Here is a 25,558-nt window from a genome sequence, read left to right as displayed (position 1 = left end):
TGTTGTTGATTTTTGGATGATAAATAATGTTAAAAGACTAATGAATTGCTTTTATTCCTTAAAATTACGCCGTTTTTTGTACTTTTAAGTTAAAATTTCGTTAAAATCGAAAAGGAAAATAACCAAGAACAAAAAGCTATGCGTTGGTCTCATAAAACAAAAGAAGAATTAATCATAGAAATTCGTCACCTCAAAAAAGAATTAAGAGTACTGGAAGTCAATGAACGAGCAGGCGAAATGCAACCTTCAATGGCATCTGAACTCGAAAAAGCGGTAGAAAACCTTAATTTGGTGGGAATGGTGCTGGAGGATAATGGGACGATTGTGTATTGTAATCCTTTTTCAATCAGAATGTTGGGCTATCAATTGGATGAATTGATAGGGAAAAACTTTTTTGACGTTTTAGTACCAAGTGAAGAAAAAGTTCAGCGAATTACTTCTTTTCAAGATGCTATGGAAAAAGGCGGTTTGTTCGACCAAAAGGAAAGAACAATGCTTGCCAAATCTGGTCAATTAAAATATGTTGAATTAAATTCTACGATTTTCAATGATGCTGGCGAAGATATTCGATACTTAACCATTATTGGTGAAGACGTAACCGAACGCAGAAAAGTAGCAGAAGCTTTGGCACGTTCAAATGCACAATTACAGGATTTAATTACGAACACGACCGACTTAATTCAAATTACCAGTATTTCTGGAAGATTTTTGTACGTCAATAAATCATGGTTAGAAACCATGGGTTATGAGTCGAACGAATTAGCTTCTTTGCGTTTGAAAGATATTCTTCATCCAGATTTTGCCAATGATGCCCTAGAAAAATTTGATAAAGTAAAAAGCGGAGCGAATATGCCTGACTTCGAAGTTGTTTTTCGAAGAAAAGATGGTCGCCGACTTTACCTAGCAGGCTCTGTAAACTGTCGATTTGAAAAAGATGTTCCAACGGCTTTTCGTTGTATTTTTCATAACTCAACTGCAAAAGTAAGAGCGGAACGTGCTTCTAAATTATATTCAAGTATTGCTCAAGCAACGATTCGTTCTACCAATTTGGATGATTTATACGTAAACATTCATAAAGAATTGGGTGAAGTAATTGATGTAAAAAACTTCTTTATTGCTCAATACGACTCAGCGAAATCTTTCCTGTACTTCCCATATTATGTAGATGAATATTTTGATAATCGGGTGCATTTTACCAAAAGAAAATTAGGAAATGGACTGACAGAATACGCCATTGCAGCCAACAGACCGTTGATTTTGCGAGATGACGATATTTTTAAATTGGCTGAAGACAAAACGATTTATCTCTACGGAGTAGTACCTAAAGTGATGATTTGCGTGCCTTTGCGGATTGGCAATAAAGTAACAGGAATCATTGGTTTGAAATCGTACGAACGCCAAAATAAGTACGAGCAACGAGATTTAGAATTATTAGACTTTATTTCTGGACAAGTAGCCTTGGCGATTGCCAGAAAGCAAGCTGAAGATGTGTTGGCTCGTGAAACTGCTCGTTTAAATGCCATCATTGAAGGTAGTTCGCACTTAATGTGGTCGGTAAACCGAAAAATGTTATTGACATCCTTCAATAAAGAGTATTCTCAATTAATTGAAAGACAATTAGCCGTAAAACCACAATTGATGTTAAGTACTGAAAAAGTAGGTTTCAGAATGGTTTCGTCGGCTGATAGGAGAGTACTTGAAGAAAAGTATAAAGCGGCTTTCAGAGGCGAGCAACAGCATTTTGAAGTAAAATTAGACTCGGATGATGGTAATCCTAATTGGATTGAAATCTATCTAAATCCGATATTTCTAAACAATGGAATGATTGAAGAAGTATCAGGGATTGGTCGTGATATTACAGATTTAAAGAAATATCAGCAAGATATTGTAAAAGCAAAAGATGAAGCAGAACGTTCGTTGAAAGTAAAAGAAAGATTTTTGGCGAATATGAGTCACGAAATCAGAACACCGATGAACGGAGTAATCGGGATGATTGATTTGTTGAATGATACTGTTTTGGATATTGAGCAAAAAGATTATGTTCAAACGATTAAAAAATCATCCGAAACGCTTTTACATATTCTGAACGACATTTTAGATTTAGCGAAAATCGAAGCTGGAAAAATGGCTTTGCATGAAGCTCCACTGGTTTTCAAAGACGTTTTTGATAGACTACAAGCACTTTTCTCACAAATTGCTGCCAATAAAGGCAATAGAATTATTTGTGAATTTGGCGAGAATTTACCTGAATTTGTCATTGCAGACGAAACTCGTTTGCTACAAATTCTATCAAACCTTACTTCAAATGCTTTGAAATTTACTGAAAATGGAACAGTAGAAATCAAAGTGAATTTGGTAGAAAAAAGAGGTAAATTCAATAGAATTAAAGTTGAAATTAAAGACTCTGGTATTGGTATTACCGATGAAAACCTCAAGATGCTTTTCAATGCTTTTCAACAGGTTGATAATTCAACGAAGAAATCATTTGGTGGAACAGGCTTAGGTTTAGCCATTTCAAAAGAGCTTTGTCGCTTAATGAAAGGCGAAATTGGCGTACATTCTGATTGGGGCAAAGGTTCTACTTTTTGGTTTATCATCGAAATTAAGCAAACGGATATTAGCCCAATGATGGCTAAAAAGGATGAAGTAGCGTTCCAAGTGCTTGGTCATTTTAGTGATATTAAGCCATACATTTTGTTGGTTGATGATAATGCAACCAACCGAAAAGTAGCTAGTGAAATCATGAGAAAATCAGGTTGTGAAGTTATTACAGCAGATTCTGGGAAAAAAGCAATTGCTTTGGTGGAAACTTCCTTGCTTGAAAAACCTTTTGATGTAATTTTTATGGATATTCAAATGCCTGAAATGGATGGCGTAGAAACGACACATCATTTAAGAGCTTTATCGGATAATCTTCCACCAATCATTGCTATGACAGCCTATGCTATGCGTGAAGACCGTGACCGTTTTATGGCAAATGGCATGAATGATTATGTTCCGAAACCAATCAGAGCCGAAATTTTGGTCAGAAAAGTACGTGAATGGATTGAAAGAGGAAGTTCTCATAAAAAACATTCTGTCAAAACTGTGGCAAAATCTGAGTTTTCTAAACCACAAAGTACTTCTACACTGATTGAAAAGGCAAAAGAAAATGTTCAAACCATCATTTCTTTGGATGCTTTTCCAGTACTTGACCAAGAAATTATCAAGCAATTAGCAAATAGTGTTGGTGGTGATATGAGTTTTGTGAGTTCAATTTTGGAAGGATTTGAAGAAGAAGCCACCGAGCAAATTCAATTGGCTATCCAAGGTTTTCATGCCAGTAATTGTAAACAAGTACAAAGTGAATTGCATACGCTGAAAGGAAATTCAGGTACTTTAGGAGCGGCACGATTACACGAAATCACTAGAATTATTGAAGAGAAAGCTAAACATTGCGATTTTACTTTCTTTGAAAAGGAAGTTGTGATTTTACAGGAAGAATTTGAGGCTTTTAAAATTGAATATAAAAAATTATAAAAAAAGGGTACGATGCCTAAGCAAAGTACCCTAAACATAGTTTTTGATAAAATACTTAAAACCTAAATAATATTGAGATTTTAAGTTTGCTGATTGTTTGGTTGATGATTATATCGATTTAACGACTTAGTGGTAATTCAAAAAAGTACGCTAAAATAAATTAAGTTTTTGATATTTTTAATTTTTTTAAAAATATCAAAAAAACATTAAGCTACTAAAAGCTTGTATTTTAATAATTTAATGACAGAAATGTGTTTTTTTGCCATTGACCATGATAGTAATTATAGAGATAAGCATTAAATTAAGCGTTTGTGAATATTAAAAACTATCAATCTTTACTTTATCGATAATATAATTTATGCGTATTACTACTAGAATTCAACTAATGTTCATGATGTTCCTGATGTTTAGCACGTGGGGAGCTTGGTACGGACAAATGGGCAAATACCTTTTTACAACCTTACATGCAAATGGTGACCAAATAGGAAGTGCTTATGCTACTTTTTCAATCGCTTCTATTTTTGCTCCTTTTTTTGTAGGATTAATCGCAGACCGCTACTTTTCTGCACAAAAAGTAATGGGTGTTTTGAATTTATTAGGTGCAGTAATTTTATATTTTCTGATTCAAACAAAAGACCCTGATACTTTCTTTTGGTATATTTTGGCTTATACTTTGACTTTTGCCCCCAATTTAGCTTTGTCTAGTTCAATTGCCATGAATCAAATGAAAGACCCAGGTACTGAATTTCCTCCAATTCGTGTACTAGGAACTGTTGCTTGGATTGTCGTAACCAATGTTATTGGAGCTTACGGATTTGGCGATAAAGTAACGATTTTTCAAATTGCCATGTTTACTTCTGTAGCTTGGGGAATTTATGCTTTTACTTTGCCTAATACGCCACCCAAAGCTACAGGAACAGCTTCAGTTTCGCAGATTTTAGGAACTGATTCTTTTGTACTTTTCAAAGACCGTTCCTTCTCAATTTTCTTTGTTTCTTCTGTATTAGTTTGTATTCCTTTGGCTTTTTATTACGCTCATGCAAATTTGTCTTTGACGGAATCGCACATGACAAATGTTGAGAATAAGATGTCTCTAGGTCAAGTTTCGGAAGTGTTATTTATGTTGTTAATCCCTTTTGCCTTACAAAAATTTGGGATAAAGAAAATGCTGATTGTTGGTTTGGTTGCTTGGATTATCAGATTTATATGCTTTGGTTATGGCGATGGAATTTCTTCGGAATGGATGTTGTATTTAGCCATTGTACTTCATGGTGTTTGTTATGACTTTTTCTTTGTAACGGGGCAAATTTATACAGATAACAAAGCAGGAGAAAAGATTAAGAATTCGGCACAAGGTTTAATTACTTTAGCAACCTACGGTATTGGAATGGGAATTGGCTCTATTCTTTCCGGAAAAGTATTGTCAAATTATACAAATGGAGATGTTCATGATTGGACTTCCGTTTGGATGGTTCCAGCAGGTATAGCAGCCGTTGTATTAGTATTATTTGTTATTTTCTTCCATGATAAAAAACAGACAAACGCATAAAGAAATTTTTTTATCAGATGAAACGTTTATTTAAAGAATTATTTAATTTGACAAACAAATTCTTTAAATAAGCGTTTTAGATAATGTTAATAAAACAAGATTTTTTTCTATATTTAATCCTAATTACTCTAAATATTCACCTACAATTATCTAAAAAAGAGCCTTTGCAAGCTTTTATCCTGCTTTTAAGTAATTCAGATGATTTTTTTAGTTCATTTAGTAGCATATACTTTCAAAGCATATATATTTGTACCCTACAAATTTAGTTAGTCATAATTTGTTAGTCATTGAATCGATAAATATAGTTTTAGAATTGAAAATTAATTTTTTTGAAAAATAAAACTATAAGAGTAAAGCTCACAATTTAACACAATAAAACATCCTAAAATAAGTCAACTTAAAGATAAATACTAATACTTTTTGAGCATTAGACTATTTACCCCCAAAGAAATGAAAAGAATTGAAGACAGAGTAAGAGTACTCATTGTAGAAAGAGGAATGACATTACTACAATTGGCAACTCAATCAAAAATTACAGAGGCTACTTTACATGCAATCTTGAATAGAAATGATGCAAAGTACTCTCAATTAAGAAGAATGGCTGAGACTTTGAATGTAAAGGTTGCTTACCTTACTGGTGAAACAGACTTGCCTTCAATGTCGGTAGTTCATGAATCTGAAGCTGGATATGTTGCCCTGAAAGCTGGTGACGTAATAGCCATGCAAAAACAAATTATAGAACTACAGAGCAAATTACTTACACTTAATACTCCGAAGGATTAAATAAATGTAAGCAATATCATTCTAATATTAATAATCAGAATATTGAATTCAATATTCTGATTATTAATTGCTTATCTATTGAATTTGTCTTTTAGTCGTAAAAGTGGAGATTCTATAAAACGGAATGATAATTCACAAACTAACACTGTTAAACCAATAACTAACGTGTATAGGATGACGTTAAAAATGGGAAGACTAAGTTTATCTCCGATAAAGTAATGTATTGCATTAATACAAAAAACTATCACAGCTGAGTGATATATGTAAATCCCATAGGAAATCTTCCCTAAATAATGAATAATTGGGATTTCTAGGTTTAAAATTGTATTTGGGTTTGCCGCTACATTAATAATGAAATAGCAAAAGAAAATACCATGAAATTCAAGATTAAAACCTGGCACATAAACGTTTGATCCAATTATCAAAAGTGTAATAGCGTAAACGATAATCTGAGTACTTTTCTTGAAAAGAAACGATAAAATTCTTTCTTGTTTGCTGAAAACCAAATACGCTCCAATTCCGCCAATTACCATTGTCAAAATCCTAAATTGACTAAAAAATAGGGCTAAGTTTTCATAAATCTTATCTTTTGTAGCTACTGGTAAATCACTTATTTTCAGGAAATAGAAAGATACACTTCCTACAATAATTACAAATACAGCTGCCGCAATTAAGAATGATTTAAAAGGATTTTTTCGTTTGATAATCCAAGGCCAAATAGCATAAAATTGTTCCTCAATGCCTATAGACCAAGTTTGTGCACATAAATAAGGTGCTCTGAAAAAGACAAAACCAATATTTGGAAGGAAAAGTAAGAAGAAAGGGAGTCTTTTGTAAAAATTAGCATCATAATAGAAATCATCACGAAGTGGGCCATTGAAAAAGGGAATTTCAGGAAAAACAAAAAAGGCAAGCAATACGATGATGTAATATAAAGGCCAAATTCTAAGAATTCTCCTGACGTAAAAATTCTTCGTTGAAATATCACCTCTTCTACTTTTTTCGCTTAATAACAAATAAGTAATTAGAAAGCCGCTTAGTACAAAAAACAAGCCAACACCCAATTTTCCCATGTTCTTAATGATATAAAAGCCATAGAAATGTTCTAAACCCATCATGTATCTTATTTGTTCAATATGATGAATTAACACTGAAAATGCGGCAATAAAACGGACGCCGTTCAAATTAGGAAAGTAAACAGGTTGATGAGAATTTTGCATTATTGTTTTTTTTAATAAATGAGTTTTCAAGATTCATACGTTGGCATTTATCTGATAATTTTATAGATAAACCATGTTTCGTTATGATTATGCGATGGGTTCAACACATAAGCAATGTTATCTATAAAGCTTGGTTCAATGTTGGTATCGTGTTGTAGTTTTGGAAATATTTTTTTCATCATAGCAAGCCTTGCTTCCAAATCTGCCGAACCTACAATGATTAAGTAATTTGGATATACCTTTTTGCCTGATTTTAATTCATTAGGTAATGCTTCGAGTTTTTCAGGAGTATCAACTTCGTAATAGTCCAATCGTTTATCTAAATAAAAAATAGCAACTGGCTGAGATGCTTGAAAGTTTTGAATAACAAAGTTTTGTAAATCGCCTTTTTTTCTGAAATAATTCATACTTTCTACTCTCGAACGCTTCGTATAAGTTACAGAAAGAATACAAAGTAGTAGTGCATTCAATACAATAAACCAATAAACGAATACTTTGGTCGTGGTTCTGAACCAAGTTTTAACCTGTAAAGTCTCATAAATATCTCGGAAGCCAATTACTCCTAAAATTAAAAAGAAAGGAATAAAAGGTAGAATAAACCTTTCTTGCTTATTAGGATAATACGAATGAAAGGCAAAGAAAAACAAAGAAGCTAAGAAAAGCATTCGTCTATTTCCTGCTTGTGTCGCTGTTTTAAAATAACCTGCAAAAAATAGGAGTGAAGATAAACCTAAAGTCAAACCAGCCATTGTGCCAATATATCGATGCCAAGGGCCGTTCGGATAAATTTCTATATTTTTAGCATCAGCGTTGAAGGTAAAATAGGCTTTGATAGACGCAATCGGATTTCCCCAATAGATATAATCGAAAATTCCCTGTGTAAGTAAGTAAAAACCAATACAACCGAAACCAAATAAAATGGCTTTTTGCCAATTTGTTTTGCTTAATAACCAAGTTAAACCTACAGTAAAAGGAATAAAAACGATTTGGTAACGAAATACAAAAGCGATGACAAACCAAAAAGCTGATAAAAGAACTGATTTATTATTAAGTTTCTGATTTACTGCATAGTAACAACCAATCAAAAGTGGTGGGATGCAAACAAATTCTCTTAAATTTCGAACTGACATAAATGGGAAAACCCAAAATACAGCCAATAGCAATCCTACAATTTTTGCATCGTTTTTGCGATTACTCAATCGCTCTGTCAGTTTATAACCGTAATAAATGCTAAGGAGTGAAAATAAGCTATTGACAATTCTTGCCAACAACATTTTAGTTTCTGGGTTGGTACTGCCAAACCATTCACAAACTCCAAAAATTAAGTAATGAATATAAGGATAAATTAAGCTGAAAAGATAGGCTTCGCCATTCACTAAAAAGTCTTTTGTAAAAGGAGAATCAACTTTATCTAGTAAGTTTTGGGCAAGTACAACTACTTCGTAGTGGTCGTCAGTGAAAGCGTAACCTTTTGAAAAAATGATTGATAATACTCTAAAAAAAAGACCAATCAATAATATTTTTCTGAGATTTAATGACTCTAAGTATTGTTGCATAATGTAATTGCCTAAAAATGTTTTGCAAAATTAGACATTTTACAGGCAAAAATGAAACTACATTAAGCATCTAATAAGATTCTGAAAGTAGTTCCTTTGTTTAATTCAGATTGTTTTACGAATAGCTTTCCATCATGGTAATTTTCAATGATACGTTTGGCAAGCGTTAAACCCAAGCCCCAACCTCTTTTTTTGGTACTAAAACCTGGGTTGAATACTTTACTAAGATTTTGCTTAGAAATACCTTTTCCACTGTCTTTAATGTCGATGGCAATTTTATTATTTTTGGTTTCGCTCAAGGTAATTTTTAATGAACCAACGCCACCCATTGCATCTACTGCATTTTTACAAATATTTTCAATAACCCATTCGAATAAGTAACGATTGACGTTGACTGTATTACGTTGATTAAGTTGATTATCAAGCGAAAAGACAACTTTTGTAGAAATCCTTTTTTGTAAATACGACATAAACGTTTCGATAGTTTCAATGATATTTTCAGGTTTTAATACTGGAATTGAGCCAATATTTGAAAAACGGGTAGTGATAATATCAAGTCTGGTAACGTCTTTTTCTAATTCTTTTACAATTTCTGGATCATAAGTCGGGTCATTTTTGAAAAATTCAACCCAAGCCGTAAGTGATGAAAGTGGTGTGCCTAATTGATGAGCTGTTTCTTTTGCCAAACCCACCCAAACTTGATTTTGTTCTGAACGCCTCGACGCATCAAAAAATAGATAAGCCGCCAAACCAAAAACCAATACCACAGCCAACTGAAAAAGCGGATAATAACGAAGTAAATCTAGCAAGCGAGAATTCCCAAAATAAATGTATTCTTTATGGAGTGTCATGTCAAGCTCAATCGGCGGATTATCATCTCTGATAATTTCTTGTAGTTCTTTTTGTAGAAAAGCCTGTTTTTCATCCGAACTCAAACCTTCTGGCATTTCAATATTTTTTGCAGTTAAATAGCCTGTTCCATCTTTGTGGATGATAGGAATTGTGTTGTTTTCATTCGATTTTTTAATTTTTTCAAAGAAGAAATTCACATCTTGATTTGGGTCGCTGGTCATGGTATATTTCAATGATTCTGCATACAATTCAATTTGCTGTTTTTCACGTTCTTCTAGTTTTGAAACAATTTTATCGGTGAAGTACAAAGAAAATATACCCACAACTAAACAAAAGCCCAAAAAAGCTACTTTCCACCAAGTATTACGGCTATAAATATCTACAGATAATATCATAAAAATGTCTTAAGCAAAGGATTTTAGCGTGAAATAATCAATTTCCCACTTGTTTTAAACGCCAAATCTACCGCTTTATTTTTTAAAATTAAACGATAAAAATACGTTCCAGAAGGCAAGTAATTACTTGTGAAACCTTTGCATTCCCAAATGATTTCGTTGATACCAATTTTTATTGAATTATCAGGTCTTACCAAAGCTACTTGTTTGCCCTGGAGGTCAAAAATTTCAATATAAAATTCATCAGGAATACTTTCTCCAGCTAATTCAAGGACAAACTTTGTGAATAACTGAAATGGATTGGGGAATACTTTGAAAGCTATTAAAGAATCATTTGGAAGTATTCTAAATGAAATTTGATAAGGATGATTTCCAGCGAAATTTCCTGCAACATCTTGTGCTTGAACGGAAATGCTTAAAGTGTCTTTGGGTAAATCTTGAGGAAAATAGTCAATCAAAAAAGTATTCGTCAAACTATCTGTTCGCCAAGTAATATCGTTTTGACTAAAATAAACTTTTTTGAATGCACAATTTGAACAGTATTTTATTTTTAAATCGATGCCGCTTGTATCTTTTTTAATGCGAAAGATATTCTCGTCTTTCAAACCGATTTTGACGAAAGGTTTAGAAGAAACAATTTCATATTGCTGAATTTGTCGCCCATCAAAAGTAACTGATAAAATAGGATTTATTTCATCGGAAATTACTTTGAAACTATAATAAATAGAATTGTTTCGATAAGATTTTTCTGGTAAAATTTCGGGATTAAAAGTTAGACTAAATGTGTTTTCTCCTAACCAGCCCACAGTTTGAATTGGTAAATTTACACTGACTGAATCTTGACTTTTTAATGGTTTTACTTTAAAGATTTTAATGTCTTTTTTATTCAGAAATATGTTTGTTAATACTTGTTTGACGGTAATTGAATCGCTAAAATCTTTATTTGAAATGTTTTTGAAAGTAGTCTGAATCTTGAAATTTTCATATTCCTGCTTGTCGATGAGTTTGATATTTTCTCCTTGTGTAATAATTCCTTCTGGCGGACTTTGATAAAGCACAATCAGTGATTTTAGCTGTGGTGATTTCCCAGAAAAATCAGTGTCTTTTAAGTGAATCTTGATTTTTAAGTAAGGAAATTCTTTTGCATCAATAGACTTAATATTAAAAGAATTTTGCTGAATATTTTCTAATAAAATTCGTTCTTCACCTTTGAAATTGATGCCCAAAATATCATAAGAAAATGTTTGTTGCTCATCTTTTTCAACATCAATCAAAATTTCTTCCCATTTTGAAGCTACGCCAATAAGCGGCGAAGTAATTGTTCCAGCATCAAAATTATCTTTAATAGCATAATTTTCTAAACTTAAAATCTGAGTATCGCCACGCTTATTAACATCAGGAAATAGTTCTAACAAAGCCTTTGTTGCTCCTTTTCTACCGATAACTAAAAAGGGAGAACCTTTTGTTAAACGCATAATTTTATTGGTATCAACCCCAATTTCAGCGAAACTTTTCCTGAATTCACTCGTCCAATTTTGGTATTCTAAATGTCCAGAATTCCAGAGTATTACATGATTTCCATACTCTGTAGCCGTAAAATAATCTTTTAAATCACTTGAAAATTCTTCTGTTGAAAGATAATTGACAGCATAAGGAGCATAGCCACAAACCAAACTAGGAATAGCAGCGTAAGGTCTTAAAGCCCGATTGAAAGCCAACGCATTGAGGTTATACCAAGGATAACAAACACCATCACTAATCAAAATTTTATCATTTAAAATGACGGAATTTGCTCTGTGAGAACGTGGAACTCCACTATTTGTTCCATAGATTTTAGCCGATAAAGCAACAGAAGAAGTATGAAATTTCCATTGAGAATTCTCCAAATAAATTCGTTCGTCGGTCACTGATTTTGATAGTTGTGGAAAGCTAAATTGAGCGAAGCCTTCTGTGCTATTTTTTAGAAAAAGGAAAGAGTTTTCTATCCAATTATCGCCTTCTATTTTTACTCGCCAATAATATACAGTACTGTCTTTTCCTAAGATATTATGTTTGAAAGATAAGAAATTTTGATAAGGTAAAATAATACTTTTTTTGTAGGCTGAAAAGAATAAATGATTCGTGTCTATTTCAAAAACGATAGTTGGATTATCTGTTTTTAAAGGTATTTGTAATTGAAAATCAATTACTTGTTCGTTTTCAATGCTAAAATTTAGAGGATTTAGTACAGTGATATTTTGAGCTGGAAAATTGTATTCTAGTACGGAAGTATTATTATTTTCTTGCAGTTCTGAAATATGATTATTGTAATCTACAAATACTTCGAAACTATTGTTGCCAACACTTGAAAATTTGTCATTTGGAATGTTAAAATATACAGTATCTTGATAGGAAATTTCTTTCAAAAACGTATTTTCATAGAGTACCATTTCCCCGTTTGGAAATGTTCTTTTTAATTGAATATTTATGGAGTTTCTGCAAACTCTTCCTAAATTTTTGATGACAATTCCGATGCTTAAAGAGTCTGAAAGTAAAGTAGTATTTTCTTGATGTTTTTGTAATAAAATTGCAGTATTATCAATAGCAAAATCAGGTTTACTTGCAGGGAAAAGTACGATAGCTGGGTCACCTTGTAAAGTGAATTGCTGTGCATTCGCTAGTTCAAATGCTGAGTTCGGGAATCTTTTCAAATAATGATTAATGCTGGTTTGCATAATTGTTCCAAAGGCTTTATCAATATAAATACTGTCTTGAAAAAGCGTTTGAAATAGTTCGTCTGAATATGATTTTAGGCTAAAAGAATAACTCAAATAACTATGTGCCAAAAATAAAATTGCACCTCTTTTAGGTGTGTTTATCCAGTCGGTTCCAAAAGAATTTTGTGAGGCAAATAAATCACCAGCATTGCAGCCATTCACCAAAATAAAAGGATACTTTCCTTGATTTTTGTAGCCAAATAAATCATTGGAAACATAGCCAATATCCATATCGGTTTGCTGTGAAGCCGAATGACCAAACATCGTAATCATTCCCACACCTTGATTTACTTGTTCTGTAACATTGATAAATTCGGTAGGATTATCTGTCTTTTTGGCAAGTAATTGTACTTGTTGCCCAAGTAGTCCGCTTTTACTAATTTCCTTCAAATTAGTTACATAATCTTTGAAAGTATTCAATTCAAAAACACTTCTTCCGCCAGACATCATTAAGGCTTTTTTTCGCCAAAGTTCATTCATTGGTTCAGCTTCGTGTTCTTTTACTTTCTGTAAATAATCCATAACTGTTTGAGGATTATTAGTAGCTAAACGACCGACTGGAATATTTAATTGGACATCGTTGAGATTCATCCCAAAAGGAATATCTCCACAAGGAAAACCCCAAGTTGGCACTAAATCTAATTGATAGTCTGATGAATTTTTTCTGGCTTTTTGTGGATAAGTAGCCGTACCAATGATAAAGCAGAATTGTGATTTTTCCGTGTTTTTTATAAAAGCTAAAAACCGTTGAATCGCCAAAGGACTTTTGTCGCCATAAGTAAAATAATTATACAAAAAATCTATCGTTACGCATAAAGTATCATGTTTCCCACCTTTTTCAGAAGCTCTATAAGCTGCATATTTTTGAGCCGATTGAAGTAATTTTTGATGTGTAATAATTAAGAAATCGGCTTTACTTTTTGGAAACGCTTTAAAAAATATTTGTTCAATCGAATCAGGCTTTTTGATTTGATTACTTATCAAGATATGTTGTCCATTGGTTTGAAAAGTAAGCGTAGAATCGTTTTGATGAAAATCAATTTTGATAGGATGAAATTTGTCTGAAATGTCATAGACAAAAGCGTTTTTGGGAGGGTTTTGAACAATAACCAGACGTTCAGTTGATGAATTAGTTGCTAAATGAAAAACCTTTTCATTCAAACCTTTCATCTCGAAGTTTTGTGGATAAGTAATTTTCAGAAATGAAACTGAATATTGGTCATTTGATTGGCTAGAAAGTATAGATATTTGATTTTTATCAGTTTCAAAATTTACTTCTTTTTTATAAAGTTGAGTAAAGTAATTTTCGAAAAATAAACTATCTACAAGCTGATTATTGAGGCTAATTTGTAAACGATGTTTCCCTTCTGAACGTCCTGAAAAAAGTATCTCAATTTTTGGTTTGTAAGAACTATTTTTTATAAAATTTTTAAGTTGAATATCAAAGCTGAGTTTGCTGTTTGGTTTTTGAATTTCGCCAGTCCAAGCTTTGCCAAAGCTATAATTACTGTTCAAAATGCCTGCGGAAAGTGAAGTGCCAACAGGTTCTGGCTGACCTTCTGAAAAGGAAGAAGTAAATACTTGTAAATCTTCTTCTAAATGAAATGCTGTTGGTTTTAAGTTTTTAAATGGAGTTTTTTCTTGAATAGATATTCTTTTATTTTTCTGATTATCAATGCAATAAGTAATAAAATAAGAAGCTGTGTCTGAAAATAAACTATAATAAGAATGCGGTTGAGTGTTGCTGGGTTGATACAAAAGAGAATCCAAAGAACCATCATTGTTTTCAGCGTAAAATGCTATGAAATCATTTGCTTGAAACACAGTAGGATTATTATGATGAACCGAAATCGCTACTTCTTTTCCATGCCTAAATATTTGTATTTTTTCAGGATGAATGTTTTCTGGAAAACCTACTTTTTGTAGTGCTTCAAAGCTGATTTGATGGATTCCTTTTTGGGTGATTTTAACCTTGAAATATTGTTGTAGGGGATTAATCCATTCATTGCCAATTACTTGTGCTGAAGAGTCTGAACGAAGAAGATGTAAAAGAAGTACCAAAAATATTAATACTGTCTTGTAGATTGTAGTTGATTTTCTCATATTTTTATCAGTAGAATTCTACCCTAAAGTACTAAAAAATGGCTTATCAATTAATCTCCACATATAATTTTTCTTTCATTCCAACATTGGAATTCAATTTTACTAGATTTTTCTTTAACGAACCTGAACATTTGCGCCAACAAGGTGGAGAAGAAGTATATACTTTTTACTGGAAGAATCTTGAAAATCAATTGCTTGAAGCTCGTTTTTCTGTAATTATTTTGGCAGGAAAAGGTTTTAGTCCTTTGCGAGCAACTTTTGGTGGAATAGAATTTAGTAAAGTACTTCCAAAAGAATCGCTTTTAACATTTATCCAATCAGCTTTCAATACTTTGCCAAAACTTGAAAGTGTGCAAATTACTTTTTGTCCAGAAAATTATCTTAGTATGAATCAGCGGAAAGCAATAGATTTTTGTTTTGAGAAATTATCTTTCAAACATTGTGTTGTTGACCAAAATTTTGAAATAGCGGTAACTGATTTAAGTTTTTACGAAACAGTCAACTCTTCAAGACACAAACAACTTTTGCGAAAATCGCTGAAGAATGCCTTTTTATTTCAGCAAGAAAAAGAACTCGATTTTGCATTAATTCATGCTTTTATTACTCGGTCGAGAGTGCGGAAAAACAGAAAAATGACGATGACTTTGGTGGATTTAAAACAGAGTTTTGCGTTATTTCCAGACAATTTTCAAATTTTTTCAGTCATTCATGAAAAAAAAATGATTGCAGTAGCAGTAACCGTTAAAATTACAAACGAAATACTCTATACTTTTTATTTGGCAGATGACGAAGAGTATTTGAAATTTAGCCCGACAATATATTTAATTTCAGGAATTTATGAATTTTGTCAGCGAAACAATTTTAAACTACTAGACCTTGGAATTGCTACCGAAAAAGGCATTTTAAACGAAGGATTGGCTCAATTTAAACAACGTTTAGGAGCTAAAAAATCGCTCAAAAAAAGTTTTTTTGTACAATTTTGAAAATAAATAAAAAATAATTGTGATTTGGTGAATCCTTTTTGTCAAAATTCTCGTATGTTCATTCTAAGAAGTAAAATTTTTGTCTTTAGCGGGCAAAAATTATTATTTTGGTGTGTTAGTGGCATTATGGCGAGTCTCCTTGAGGTTCGCCATATTTTTTTGCTTGTATTTTATGGGATAAAAATGCTTCGTTTACCCGTTTTTCGTTACAAAATTTTGAGAAAATCATTTTTCTCAAAAGAAACTTCTTAATTGTTATAACTTTTCAAACATTCTGTGCTTATTTAACTGTTTTAACAAAATCATGTATTATTTTAACAATTGAATTAACTTTGCAAAATATTCTCCGAAAAATTAATCTGCTTAGTCTTATTTGGAGAGATTAATCAAAATATTCGAATAAATCAGCTTAAAAAAATATGCAAAATTTTTTGTCGGTCAAAGATGCCGTTGATGTGCAAGCACTTGTAAAAGAAGCACTATTATATAAGAAAACTCCTTATGCAGATAAACACCTTGGTAGAAATCGTACAATGGGGCTTTTGTTTTTTAACTCAAGTCTTCGTACTCGTCTAAGTACACAACGTGCTGCACAAAATTTGGGTTTGGAGCTTATGGTAATGAATGTCGGACAAGATAGTTGGGGTTTGGAATTTGAAGATGGAGCTATCATGGATGGCAACAAAGCTGAACACATCAAAGAAGCCGCACCAGTTATCGGGCAATATTGCGATATTGTTGGGATTCGCAGTTTCCCAGGTTTGACCGACCGTGAAGAAGATTATTCAGAAAAAGTAATCAATCAATTTGTTAAAAATACTGGTCGTCCAATCGTAAGTTTGGAATCGGCTACTCGTCATCCGCTTCAATCTTTAGCAGATTTAATCACTATTGAAGAATTAAAAACGAAGCCACGTCCGAAAGTTGTTCTTACTTGGGCACCACATGTAAAGGCGTTGCCACAGGCAGTACCCAATTCATTTGCAGAGTGGATGAATGCGGCTAATGTAGATTTTGTTATTACTCATCCAGAAGGCTATGAATTAGCACCTGAATTTGTAGGAAATGCAAAAGTGACGCATAATCAAGAAGAAGCATTTAAAGATGCCGACTTTATTTATGCAAAAAACTGGTCTTCATACACTCAGTACGGACAAATCTTGAGCCAAGACCCATCATGGATGGTAACAATGGAAAAAATGAAATTGACAAACAATGCTAAATTTATGCACTGTTTGCCAGTTCGTAGAAATATTGTTGTTGAAGATGCCGTGTTGGATTCTCCGAATTCAGTTGTTGTTCAGCAAGCTGGAAACAGAGTATGGTCTGCACAAGTAGTTATGAAACAAATTTTACTTAGTATCATCAAAGAAGAAAGTCCTTATTTATTTTAGCTTTTGTTGAGGAAACGTTTGAGGAATTCCAAAAGCGTTTCCTTTAAAATAATATGAAATTAACAGTTGTAAAAATCGGCGGAAACGTTATTGATAATCCTACTTTTTGTAAACAATTTCTAAGAGATTTTTCAGATATTCCTTCACCCAAAATTCTAGTACATGGTGGCGGGAAAATCGCCACACAAGTGGCTGAGAAATTGGGCATTGAAACGGTAATGGTAGAAGGCAGAAGAATCACCGATAAAGCAATGTTAGATGTTGTAACAATGGTTTATGGTGGTTTGGTAAATAAATCATTAGTTGCCCAAATGCAACATTTCAGTGATAATGCAATTGGTTTGACAGGTGCAGATGCTGGTGTAATTTTATCGCAAAAACGTTTGGTTAAAACGGTTGATTATGGTTTTGTTGGCGATATTGAAAAAGTAAATAGTACTTTTATTGATAGTTTGTTACAACAAGGTATTGTACCTGTTTTTGCTCCGCTGACCTTCGATAAAGAAGGAAATATGCTCAATACCAATGCCGATACGCAAGCACAAGCCATTGCAGTAGCCATGACTGAAGCTTATGAAGTAAATTTGGTATATTGTTTCGAGAAAAAAGGTGTATTATCAGACCCAGAAGACGATGATGCAGTAATTGCTGTATTGAAACCAGAAGATTACGAAAAGTATAAAGCAGCAGGAGTTATTAATAAAGGAATGATTCCGAAATTAGATAATGCTTTTAAAGCATTGGCAGATGGTGTTTCGCAAGTAACGATATGTCATGCAAAAGAAGTAAAACTAGCGGTGAAAGACGGAGTGGCTGGAACAAAGATTATTAAATAAGTGATTCGACCTTTTCAATGAGGTTAAATTGCTAAAGAGCATTGTAAAGCCATTATTTAAAATTATTTTTACGAAAATAAAATCTAAGAATAATGAACGTTACATTTGAAGTAAATAGCCAAGCTGAATTGGAAAAACTATTTTTACTGTTCAAATCATTTCAATTTGAGAATGTAAAAGTCGTTTCATCTGAATTGAAAGGCAATACTTTGATTACAAAAGGAAATAAGTCTCTCAATCCGAAAGATTTATTTGGTATTTGGAAATCAAATCCACGGTCTTTAGATAGAAAGACCTATTTATAAATTTTGAACCTAATTTATCATTCCTCTTTTTACATACAATCTAAAAGATTTCAATTTTATTCCTAATTTGGACTTGTATGAAATTTAATTTTTTCATTAAAGAACTCAAAAATGCACAGTAAAGGACTACTTTTGGGCATTGCTACAGGCGATGCTTTAGGCGTACCTGTAGAGTTTATGAGTCGTAAACATTTACAGGCAAAGCCCGTAGTGGGTATGCGAGAATATGGAACGCATCATCAACCAGCGGGTACTTGGTCGGATGATACTTCGATGTCTTTCTGTTTGGCTGAGCAACTGATTGAAGGTTATGATGTAGAATTACTCGCCAAACGTTTGTGTAAATGGTATGAGTTTAATTATTGGTCATCCACAGGAACATTGTTTGATATTGGCGTTTCTACTCGGAATGCTATCGACAAAATTTTAAAAGGTGTTTCTCCATTTCAGTCTGGCGAATGCGATGATTATTCTAATGGAAACGGGTCTTTGATGAGAATTTTACCTTTGGCTTTTTATCTAAAAAATAAACCAATTGACCAACGTTTTGCTGTTGTCAGAGAAGTATCAAGTATTACTCATGCACATATTCGGACCATTATTGGTTGTTTTTTTGCCGTCGAATTTGTCATTAATCTTTTAAAAGAGGAAAACAAATTTGAAGCCTATTACGAAACTCAAAATACTGTTAGAGATTATTTACATTTGATTCAAATTAAAAATGCTGAAATAGAGCTTTACAATAGAATTTTATTTGATGATATTGCTCACCTTTCTCAAGATGAGATTTTCTCTTCAGGCTATATTCTTCATACTTTAGAAGCAAGCCTCTGGGCATTTCTAACTACTGATAATTTCCATGATGCCGTATTAAAAGGCATAAATTTGGGCGATGATACCGATACAATCGGTTCTGTAACAGGCGGAATGGCTGGTTTGTATTATGGTTTCGACCAAATTCCTACCGAATGGATTCATCTTTTAGCTCGTAAAGAAGATATATTTGACCTCACTGAGCGGTTTTCCAAACTTGGATAATTCGCAAGTCTTCCAAAAACATGACCTTACAACAACAACTTACTCAAGACGCTATTGTTCTTTTAAAACAACTCATCGCTACACAATCTTTTAGCCGTGAAGAACAACAAACAGGCGATATTCTTGAAGAATTTTTCAGAGAAAGAAACATTCCTTTTCGTAGAAAAATCAATAACCTTTGGGCAAGAAACCAACATTTCAATCCAGCCTTACCAACAGTATTACTTAATTCCCACCACGATACAGTAAAACCTAATCCTTCTTGGACACTGAATCCTTTTGAACCTTTGGTGAAAGATGGAAAACTCTTTGGTTTAGGAAGTAACGATGCTGGAGGTTGTCTGGTAAGTTTATTGGCTACTTTCTGTTATTTTTATCATAGAAGTGATTTAAGTTTTAATGTACTTTTTGTGGCTTCTGCTGAAGAAGAAATTTCGGGTGTAAATGGTTTAGAATTATTGTTGAAAGAAAACGATTTACCAGAAATTTCATTTGCTATCGTTGGTGAACCTACAGAAATGCACTTGGCAATTGCTGAAAAAGGTTTGATGGTCGTTGATTGTACTGCCCACGGAAAAGCTGGACACGCCGCCCGTGAAGAAGGCGACAATGCCATTTACAAGGCTCTTCGTGATATTTCTTGGATTCAGCAGTACGAATTTCCGAAAGTATCGCCTGTGTTGGGAAAAATGAAAATGTCGGTAACGATTATCAATGCAGGAAAACAACACAATGTAGTGCCTGATACTTGTACTTTTACGATTGATTGTAGAGTAACCGAGCAATATTCTTTGGAAGAAACTTTAGATACAATTCGACAAAATATTGAATCTGTAGCCGAAGCTCGTTCTATTCGTTTAAAACCATCTTCAATTCCTTTAGAACATCCAATTGTGCAAGCTGGAATTAAATTGGGAAGAAATACTTATGGCTCTCCGACTACTTCCGACCAAGCCGTTTTAGATTGTCAATCGCTAAAATTAGGACCAGGGCATTCTGGTCGTTCGCATACGGCTGATGAATTTATTTATTTATCAGAAATTGAAGAAGGAATAGATTTGTATATCAAAATGTTAGGTGAAGTAATCATTGCAAAATAAGCAATCAAATCCAAAACAATGGCTCAATTATCATTTTCAAATCGACTTAGTTCAGCAGACGTGTATCGTGGCTTTGTGATGTTTTTAATGATGGCTGAGGTTTTGAGTTTTGAAAAAGTTTCGGAAGCTGTACCTCAAAGTACTTTTTGGTATTTTTTAGCTTTTAATCAATCGCATGTAGAATGGATTGGTTGTTCTTTACATGATTTAATTCAACCTTCATTTTCTTTTTTGGTGGGTGTCGTTTTGCCTTATTCCGTAGCCAATCGTTTACAGCATCAAGAGAATTTCACCAAAGTATTCAGTCATGTGCTTTGGCGTTCTTTGAAGTTGATTTTGTTGGGAATTTTCCTTCGCTCGCAGTGGAAAGAACAGACTTATTTTACTTTTGAAGATACACTTACCCAAATTGGTTTGGGCTATTCTTTCTTGTTTTTATTGAATTTTCGTTCTCAGAAAATTCAAATCGCTACTTTAGTGCTGATACTTCTTGGCTATTGGTTGGCTTTTGCATTGTATCCTTTGCCCGATGCCAATTTTGATACTTCAAGTGTTGGCGTGGCTAAAGATTGGTCGCATCATTTATCAGGCTTTGCCGCTCATTGGAACAAAAACACCAATTTAGCTTCCGACTTCGACCAATGGTTTTTGAACCTTTTTCCAAGAGAAAACCCTTTCATTTTCAATGGCGGAGGCTACGTTACTCTTAGTTTTATTCCTACTTTAGGCACAATGATTTTAGGACTTTTGGCAGGAAATATCTTGAAAGCCCATACTTCTGCTAATGAAAAATTAAAAACTTTTATCATTTTGGGCATCAGTGGTTTGGTGTTGGCATCAATCCTAAACGCCCTTGGAATTTGTCCGAATGTAAAAAGAATCTGGACACCCACTTGGGTACTTTTTAGCGGAGGTTGGTGTTTTCTGTTGATGGCATTTTTTTATTGGACAATAGATGTACTTCAAAAAGGGAATTTTGCTTTTTTCTTTTTGGTGATAGGGACAAATTCCATCGCAGCTTACGTCATTGCCCATACGATTGATTCCTACATTGCAAAATCATTATTGATTCATTTGGGGAAAGATTATACCACAATTTTTGGAATTCCTTATCAAAGCTTGGTGCAAGGAACATTAGTTTTAGGTTTTGAATGGCTAATTTTGCGGTGGATGTATCGTAAAAAGATATTTATTAAGGTTTAAACGAAATATAAAAGATAAAAAATTGAGCAAACTCTGGCAAAAAGATAATGTTTCGGTAAATGAAAAAATTGAAAAATTTACCGTTGGGCGTGACCCCGAATTTGATGTACTCTTAGCTGAATTTGATGTGTTGGGTTCTTTGGCTCATACGCAAATGTTAGAGAGTATCGGCTTGCTTGAAAAAGATGAATTAGTAGAGATTCAGCAAGAATTAAAAGCGATTTACCAAAGTATTCAAGCAGGAGATTTTACGATTGAAGAAGGTATCGAAGATGTACATTCACAAGTAGAATTGATGCTTACTCGTAAATTGGGTGAAGCTGGAAAGAAAATTCACTCTGGACGTTCAAGAAACGACCAAGTTTTGGTGGATTTAAAACTTTTTACTCGTGCTCGTTTGCAGGAAGTAGCAGAATCTTCTAATCGTTTATTTGAATTGTTGATTTCTTTGAGTGAAAAATTCAAAGATGTATTGTTGCCGGGTTATACGCATTTGCAAATCGCCATGCCTTCAAGTTTTGGTTTGTGGTTTGGGGCTTATGCCGAAAGTTTGGTTGACGATATGGAAATGTTGCAAACGGCTTATCGTTTGGCAAACAAAAATCCATTGGGTTCTGGGGCTGGCTATGGCTCATCTTTTCCTTTGAACAGAACCATGACGACAACATTATTGGGTTTTGATAACTTGCATTACAATGTGGTTTATGCCCAAATGTCTCGTGGAAAAACTGAATTATTTGCCACTACTGCCATTGCTCAGTTTGCTTCAACGCTTTCGAGATTGGCGATGGACATTTGCTTGTATAATTCTCAGAACTTCGGTTTCATTAAATTACCCGATGAAATGACGACTGGAAGTTCGATTATGCCGCACAAGAAAAATCCTGATGTGGCAGAATTATTAAGAGGAAAAACCAATCGTTTAAAAGGACTTCCCAACGAAATTATGTTGGTAATGGGCAATTTGCCTTCTGGTTATCATCGTGAAATGCAGATTTTGAAAGAAATTTTGATGCCTGCTTTTGATGAAATTTTGAATTGTTTAGACATGACTTACTTCATGCTTTCAAATATTCAAGTAAAAGAAGGCATTTTAGACGACGCCAAGTATGATTTATTATTTTCGGTAGAAAGAGTAAACGAATTAGTGTTGCAAGGCGTACCGTTCCGTGAAGCGTATAAAATTATTGGAAACGAAATCAATTCAAATACTTATACGCCCAACCGTGACTTAAAACATAGCCACGAAGGAAGTATTGGCAATTTATGCAACGAACAGGTTTCGACAATGATGCAAGAAGTAATAGTTAAATTTGGTTTTGATAAAGTACAAAACGCCATCGAAGATTTACTGAAATAAACATTTTTTTAGCCTCAGTGATTAAAAAATCATTGAGGCTAAAACTAATCGAAACAGAATGGCGTTAATCTGGAAATCGTAATTAACATTGGAAACAAATCAAACTCCACCCAAAAAAGACTTTCGTGCATGGCTCAAACGCTTAGGTTGGGCAGGTTTTTTCTTTTTCTTAATCAAAGGAATCGTAGTTTGGATACTTTTCCCATACTTAATTGCAAAAGGTTTTTGGAAAGAAATAGTAGCATGGTTTGGTTCTTTTTAATTGTGAATGAGTGAGTTAGTAATTTAGTGAATTGTGATTGAGTGAGTTGTGAATTAGTGATTTTTATTTTTTAGCCCTTTTGTCTCAAAGTCTTCCAGTCTCAATAAAAAAAACCTCTTTCATCTTGTCTCTTGCATCTTTTGTCCCAAAGTCTTCCAGTCCTCCAGTCTCAAAATCCTCCAGTCTTAATAAAAAAACTCTTTCATCTTGTCTCTTGCTTCTTTCATCTTAAAGTCTTCAAGTCCTAAAGTCCTCCAGTCCCCCAAAACATCTAAATCTCAAACAAAGCTTTAATCGCTTCCCCAAAAGTACCACCCGAAATCATTTTGCTTTGAGCTTTATCTTTCATCGTAATTTGAAATTTCCCGTTGAAATGTTTCTCAATTTCCTTGATTTTCAAAGTATTAACAATATTTGCCCGACTAATTTGTAAAAACTGATTAGAAGGTAATTTCTCTGCAAGAATAGAAATTGTGTAACTCGTCAAATATTTTTGTCCATCCAAAGTAATCAAAAAAACATACTTATCGTCGGCCTCAAAATGACTAATTTCTTGTAAATCAATCAATAAAATCTTGCTTCCCGTTTTTACAGAAATAGAACTAATTGATTTTTTAGGCTTCATTGCATCAATCATTTTCAAAAGATTATCATTGAATAAATGCTCTTGATTGTTCGGCTGTTCAATTTTTGCTTTTGTATTGGCTTGCCAAAGTTTTAGTTTTTGCACCGTTTTGTCTAATCTTTCATACTCGATGGGTTTGAGTAAATAGTCAATAGAATTTTCCTCAAAAGCCTTAATCGCATACTCATCAAAAGCCGTGGCAAAAACCACCAAAGGCATAAAAGTAAGTCGAGAAAGCATTTCAAAGCCCGTCATCACAGGCATTTCAATGTCTAAAAAAATCAAATCAGGGCGAAGTGTTTCTACCAAGGAAAGCCCTTCCGCACCATTATTGGCTCGTCCGATTATCTCAAAAGTATCTGTATATTTGCCCAGCAATCTCTCAAGGCGATTGATAGCCAGTTTTTCGTCGTCGATAAGTATTGTTTTAAACATAGATTTTTCACACGATTTGCCAAATCGCTGGTTAATTTTTGATATACACGATGTGGCGAATCGTGGAAAATGGGATGATAGAAATATATTCAGAACGATTAAAATTAATTCCTTTAGATAATGATTTACTGACGCTCTGGTTTATCCAAAGTAGAGAAAAAATGGAGCGACAATTAGGGCTGAATCCATCTAATTGGCAAATTGAAGATTTCTTCAAAGCCGAAACTTTGGATGCTTTAGTAAATTTCTGGCTTCCGATGACAGCCGAAAACCCTGATAACTTTTTTTGGTACACCAATTGGGAAATCGTATTGGTGGCTGAAAATACTTCTATTGGCGGCATCGGTTTTGCTGGTTTTCCAGACCAAGATGGCGTTACGATGGTCGGCTATTTTATTGATGGAAAACACCGAGAAAAAGGTTATGCGAGCGAGGCTCTTAAATGTTTGTTAGACTGGGCGAGCCTTGAACCTTCTTTAAAAACCATTTTTGCCGATACGCCATTTTTTAATTTGCCTTCACAAAATGTACTTAAAAAAGCTGGATTCCGAGAATTTGGTATTGCCGAAGTACACCATATCGAAAAAATGCAAGTTAAGAACTGGAAACTAGAGATACGTTAGATTGTAAGCTAATTTGAAAATACATTTTGCCTTTATAAAAAATATATAGTGGCAAACCCTTGCGGTTGCCGTTCGATGTAGGAGCAACCGCAAGGGTTGCCTACATTAAAAAAACTAAAAATCATTAATTTTACACGTCAGAGCTTTTTTAAATTAAGGTTTGTTCAATGCTTAAATCTTATAGCTCCTTCACTTGGCATGGCGAAACACAACTCCAAACAAAGGAAATGTTCATAAATCCACCAATACGCTTAAACCGAGTTCCAATACAGTTTTTCTGACTATCAACTCAATTTGACTGAGCTTTAACTCAGATTTATGGAGTACTGACTCAGTTCAAGCGAGTTGGTACTCAGATTTTCTGAGCTTCAATACAGTTTTGGCGAGCTTTAACTCCAATTTTCAGTATCATAGCTCATCAAAACTGTCATCTCATACAGAAAAACTGAGTTACGATACAGCTTTAGTGAGACAGAGACTAAATGAGCAGTGAGCTACAAGCTTTTTAATTAAGGTTTGCTCAAGGCTCATAGCTCGAAGCTCGGAAGTGTTCATTCAACTGTGTCAGTTGATTTATTGAGTTAGGGGGCTAGCCCCCTAACTCAATAAATCAACTTGTGAAATTCTGTCTTCAAATGTAATGATTAGTTCTGCACGCATT

General features: G+C 33.6%; 18 protein-coding genes. 13 read left to right on the top strand and 5 right to left on the bottom strand.

What is annotated here, in order from left to right; translation table 11 throughout:
• Nucleotides 1-138: 138 nt before the first annotated feature.
• The 3 genes from VB776_RS17310 to VB776_RS17300 all read left to right on the top strand — a co-directional run bounded on the left by VB776_RS17310 (nucleotide 139) and on the right by VB776_RS17300 (nucleotide 5,851).
• Nucleotides 139-3,519 (top strand): PAS domain S-box protein, encoded by a 3,381-nt coding sequence (locus VB776_RS17310; protein ID WP_323698131.1) that lies wholly within the window; start codon nucleotides 139-141, stop codon nucleotides 3,517-3,519.
• A gap of 358 nt (nucleotides 3,520-3,877) precedes the next feature.
• Entirely contained in the window at nucleotides 3,878-5,068 is a 1,191-nt protein-coding gene (locus VB776_RS17305; RefSeq protein WP_323698130.1) for a nucleoside permease, read from the top strand.
• 450 nt (nucleotides 5,069-5,518) lie between these two features.
• Nucleotides 5,519-5,851 carry a helix-turn-helix domain-containing protein gene (locus VB776_RS17300; RefSeq protein WP_323698129.1) on the top strand — a complete coding sequence of 111 codons (333 nt, stop codon included), beginning with the start codon at nucleotides 5,519-5,521 and terminating at the stop codon, nucleotides 5,849-5,851.
• Nucleotides 5,852-5,922: 71 nt separating this feature from the next.
• On the opposite strand, the gene VB776_RS17295 is transcribed toward VB776_RS17300, so the two are convergent.
• The 4 genes from VB776_RS17295 to porU2 all read right to left on the bottom strand — a co-directional run bounded on the left by VB776_RS17295 (nucleotide 5,923) and on the right by porU2 (nucleotide 14,733).
• Complete coding sequence (locus VB776_RS17295; RefSeq protein ID WP_323698128.1) at nucleotides 5,923-7,071, bottom strand: acyltransferase family protein; 1,149 nt, start codon at nucleotides 7,069-7,071, stop codon at nucleotides 5,923-5,925.
• A 47-nt stretch (nucleotides 7,072-7,118) separates the two neighbouring features.
• On the bottom strand, nucleotides 7,119-8,627 hold the full coding sequence (locus VB776_RS17290) for a glycosyltransferase family protein (protein ID WP_323698127.1): 1,509 nt from the start codon (nucleotides 8,625-8,627) through the stop codon (nucleotides 7,119-7,121).
• Between the two features lie 62 nt (nucleotides 8,628-8,689).
• Complete coding sequence (locus VB776_RS17285) at nucleotides 8,690-9,874, bottom strand: sensor histidine kinase (RefSeq protein ID WP_323698126.1); 1,185 nt, start codon at nucleotides 9,872-9,874, stop codon at nucleotides 8,690-8,692.
• Nucleotides 9,875-9,897: 23 nt separating this feature from the next.
• Nucleotides 9,898-14,733, bottom strand: coding sequence for a putative type IX secretion system sortase PorU2 (gene porU2 / locus VB776_RS17280; protein ID WP_323698125.1), 4,836 nt, complete (start codon nucleotides 14,731-14,733; stop codon nucleotides 9,898-9,900).
• 38 nt (nucleotides 14,734-14,771) lie between these two features.
• Here porU2 and VB776_RS17275 point away from each other — a divergent pair, with 38 nt between their 5' ends.
• The 9 genes from VB776_RS17275 (at nucleotide 14,772) to VB776_RS17235 (ending at nucleotide 23,214) form a co-directional block, all read left to right on the top strand.
• The gene (locus tag VB776_RS17275) at nucleotides 14,772-15,716 is read left to right on the top strand and encodes a hypothetical protein (protein WP_323698124.1); all 945 of its coding nucleotides are present in this window, start codon (nucleotides 14,772-14,774) and stop codon (nucleotides 15,714-15,716) included.
• A 419-nt stretch (nucleotides 15,717-16,135) separates the two neighbouring features.
• The gene (locus VB776_RS17270; protein WP_323698123.1) at nucleotides 16,136-17,110 is read left to right on the top strand and encodes an N-acetylornithine carbamoyltransferase; all 975 of its coding nucleotides are present in this window, start codon (nucleotides 16,136-16,138) and stop codon (nucleotides 17,108-17,110) included.
• A gap of 53 nt (nucleotides 17,111-17,163) precedes the next feature.
• Complete coding sequence (gene argB / locus VB776_RS17265) at nucleotides 17,164-17,946, top strand: acetylglutamate kinase (protein ID WP_323698122.1); 783 nt, start codon at nucleotides 17,164-17,166, stop codon at nucleotides 17,944-17,946.
• A gap of 92 nt (nucleotides 17,947-18,038) precedes the next feature.
• Complete coding sequence (locus VB776_RS17260) at nucleotides 18,039-18,251, top strand: hypothetical protein (protein WP_323698121.1); 213 nt, start codon at nucleotides 18,039-18,041, stop codon at nucleotides 18,249-18,251.
• A 111-nt stretch (nucleotides 18,252-18,362) separates the two neighbouring features.
• Complete coding sequence (locus VB776_RS17255; protein ID WP_323698120.1) at nucleotides 18,363-19,289, top strand: ADP-ribosylglycohydrolase family protein; 927 nt, start codon at nucleotides 18,363-18,365, stop codon at nucleotides 19,287-19,289.
• A gap of 20 nt (nucleotides 19,290-19,309) precedes the next feature.
• Nucleotides 19,310-20,389 (top strand): M20 family metallo-hydrolase, encoded by a 1,080-nt coding sequence (locus tag VB776_RS17250; RefSeq protein WP_323698119.1) that lies wholly within the window; start codon nucleotides 19,310-19,312, stop codon nucleotides 20,387-20,389.
• A gap of 18 nt (nucleotides 20,390-20,407) precedes the next feature.
• On the top strand, nucleotides 20,408-21,592 hold the full coding sequence (locus VB776_RS17245) for an acyltransferase family protein (RefSeq protein WP_323698118.1): 1,185 nt from the start codon (nucleotides 20,408-20,410) through the stop codon (nucleotides 21,590-21,592).
• A 22-nt stretch (nucleotides 21,593-21,614) separates the two neighbouring features.
• Nucleotides 21,615-22,952, top strand: a complete 1,338-nt coding sequence (argH, locus tag VB776_RS17240) for an argininosuccinate lyase (protein ID WP_323698117.1) — start codon at nucleotides 21,615-21,617, stop codon at nucleotides 22,950-22,952.
• A gap of 88 nt (nucleotides 22,953-23,040) precedes the next feature.
• On the top strand, nucleotides 23,041-23,214 hold the full coding sequence (locus VB776_RS17235) for a hypothetical protein (protein ID WP_323698116.1): 174 nt from the start codon (nucleotides 23,041-23,043) through the stop codon (nucleotides 23,212-23,214).
• 271 nt (nucleotides 23,215-23,485) lie between these two features.
• Here VB776_RS17235 and VB776_RS17230 read toward each other — a convergent pair whose 3' ends face one another.
• The gene (locus VB776_RS17230) at nucleotides 23,486-24,274 is read right to left on the bottom strand and encodes a LytR/AlgR family response regulator transcription factor (RefSeq protein ID WP_323698115.1); all 789 of its coding nucleotides are present in this window, start codon (nucleotides 24,272-24,274) and stop codon (nucleotides 23,486-23,488) included.
• A gap of 50 nt (nucleotides 24,275-24,324) precedes the next feature.
• On the opposite strand from VB776_RS17230, the gene VB776_RS17225 reads away from it, so the two are divergent.
• On the top strand, nucleotides 24,325-24,897 hold the full coding sequence (locus VB776_RS17225) for a GNAT family N-acetyltransferase (protein ID WP_323698114.1): 573 nt from the start codon (nucleotides 24,325-24,327) through the stop codon (nucleotides 24,895-24,897).
• Nucleotides 24,898-25,558 lie beyond the last annotated feature (661 nt).

The sequence above is a fragment of the Arcicella gelida genome, from assembly GCF_034931025.1.
Taxonomy (GTDB): domain Bacteria; phylum Bacteroidota; class Bacteroidia; order Cytophagales; family Spirosomataceae; genus Arcicella; species Arcicella gelida.
Note: the sequence above shows the minus strand (reverse complement) of the source record. Positions and strands in the feature narration are given on the sequence as shown.